The sequence below is a fragment of the Actinoplanes sp. ATCC 53533 genome (assembly GCF_003947245.1).
In genome coordinates this window covers 1-1900 of sequence record NZ_QHHV01000434.1, presented here as the reverse complement: position 1 = coordinate 1900, position 1900 = coordinate 1, and the positions used below count along the sequence as shown (strand labels likewise).

The 1900-nt window shown below is 67.3% G+C and carries 2 protein-coding genes and 1 pseudogene; 2 read left to right on the top strand and 1 reads right to left on the bottom strand.

Features of this window, described 5'->3' with window-relative positions:
- On the bottom strand, positions 1 to 370 hold a 370-nt coding region (locus DMB66_RS58755), incomplete at its 3' end, for an ATP-binding protein (protein ID WP_148112936.1).
- Between the two features lie 588 nt (positions 371 to 958).
- Between DMB66_RS58755 and DMB66_RS58750 the strand changes: the two genes are divergently transcribed.
- Both DMB66_RS58750 and DMB66_RS66430 read left to right on the top strand, forming a co-directional pair.
- Positions 959 to 1657: a sulfotransferase domain-containing protein gene (locus DMB66_RS58750; RefSeq protein ID WP_125812583.1), complete on the top strand. Its 699-nt coding sequence runs from the start codon at positions 959 to 961 to the stop codon at positions 1655 to 1657.
- Positions 1539 to 1900: pseudogene (locus DMB66_RS66430) on the top strand (hypothetical protein); the annotation flags it as partial. The gene DMB66_RS58750 and the pseudogene DMB66_RS66430, both read left to right, overlap by 119 nt.

The window sequence follows — 1900 nt, the reverse complement described above, 5'->3', positions numbered from 1 at the left end:
GCCGGTTGCGTTCCGCCAGCCGCCGCAACAGCTCATCCCGGCCCACGTCGAAGTAGATCAGTCGCCAGGCGCCGCCCGCCGCCTCGACCAGCTTCTTGACCTCATCCCGGTCCGTACGACGCCACAAGCCTGCGTCCAGCACTACGTCCAGGCCGGCAGCCACCAGCTCCACCAGCCGCCGGTAGACCGCCACGACGACCGGGGCTTCCTTCTCGGGATACTCCGATTCGTGGTAGTCGACCCCATAGCGGCCATGCTTGGCGAATACCAGTTCATCCACGCTGAGCCGGACAACCCCACGGGCCTCCAACCGGTGCGCGAACGTTGTCTTCCCCGAACCTGTCAACCCCACTAACAACCAGACCGTCACCGGACGCCTCACCTTCCATCGCCGCTGAACGGCTCCACATCACGCCATGCCCAGCACCGTTCGGGCCCGACACTCCCGCAGACGCATCATGCTCGCCCGACTCTTGAGCCGCTTCGTCCGGTACGCATCGGTGTGGCGCCTTGCCGCGGCTGCCGCCGGCCTGCTCGACCGGCACCTGCGCGACCACCCGATCACCACCGCCACCCGCACCCGCTACGGGCCGGATTCCGGTGACCACCAGCGACATCATTCAGCGCTACCGCTACCTCCTCGGCGCCTGGCAACCTCACATCACCGGCTGGCTGCAATCCCGGCGCCGGCCTGGAGACGCCTTCATCGACGTCGGTGCGAACATCGGCTTTTGCAGCCGGCTCGCCGTCCGCTGCGTCGGGCCGACCGGACACGTCGATCAGCACCGCTCGGCTCGATGGGCTGCAGGATCGTCCCCATCTCGCATGCCCGCTCGCGCGGCCGGCCTGGCTGCCAGATCAGCTGCTTCACCCGCCTGGGCGATGTGCCCTCGCGGCACTGCTGACGGGCGGCAACCACAACGACGTCAGCCCGGGGTTGCTTGACTACAGTGCAGGGATGCTCGTCTGGGTTGCGTCGTTTCCGCGCTCTGGCAACACCTTTCTGCGGATCATCATGCACCGCCTGTACGGGGTGCGGACCTCGACTGTTTATGACGTCGACGGCGTCGCGGCCCGGCTCGGCACGGACCTGATCGGGTTCACCGAGCGCCCCGGAGAACTGGCGGACCTACGCGCTGGCGACGAGCCGCATTTCATCAAGACCCATCGGCAGCGTGATGCCGATGTCGACGAACGCGACCATGCCATTTGCCTGGTCCGGGATGGCCGTGACGCCCTCGTATCGTGGGCGCGGCAAGACAGCGAGGACGATCCTGACCGCTACGAAGCCGAGCTGCGCGCGAGAATCCTGAGGGACACTCCCGTCGGTACCGGCAGCTGGGGTAACAACGTCCTCAGCTGGCTGCAACCGCCGGCCGCGCATCGCATCATGTTGCGTTACGAGGATTTGACCCGCGACCCGTGGGCCGCAGTCCCGTCGATCGTCACCCGGCTGGCGCCCGACCTGACGGTGCGGTCCGAGGCCTCGGTCCCGTCTCTGGACGAGCTGCGCCGTCATGACGACCGGTTCTTCCGCCGTGGGCATACGGGTACCTACCGCGACGAGCTTCCTGCCGATCTGCACGAACTGTTCTGGTCACGACCCGACAACCGGGCCGCCATGGTACTGCTGGGCTACGGGCAGCCGACGATGTGATCGATCGAGGTCGTCCCGGCTCGAGCACCAACGCGGCACCGGCATCGGCGAGGTCGACCGAGCCCTGACTCAACTGATGCGCACCGGCGACCTCGACGGTGTCGCCGGAATCGTGCTCGGATGCTTCGTCAACTTCGAGCAGGACCTCGAGGACGAGACGCTCGGAGGATGGGGCGTCGTCGATGTCCTCCGCGACAGGCTCGGCCGGCTCGGCGTTCCAGTGCTAGGTGGCATCCCGGCCGG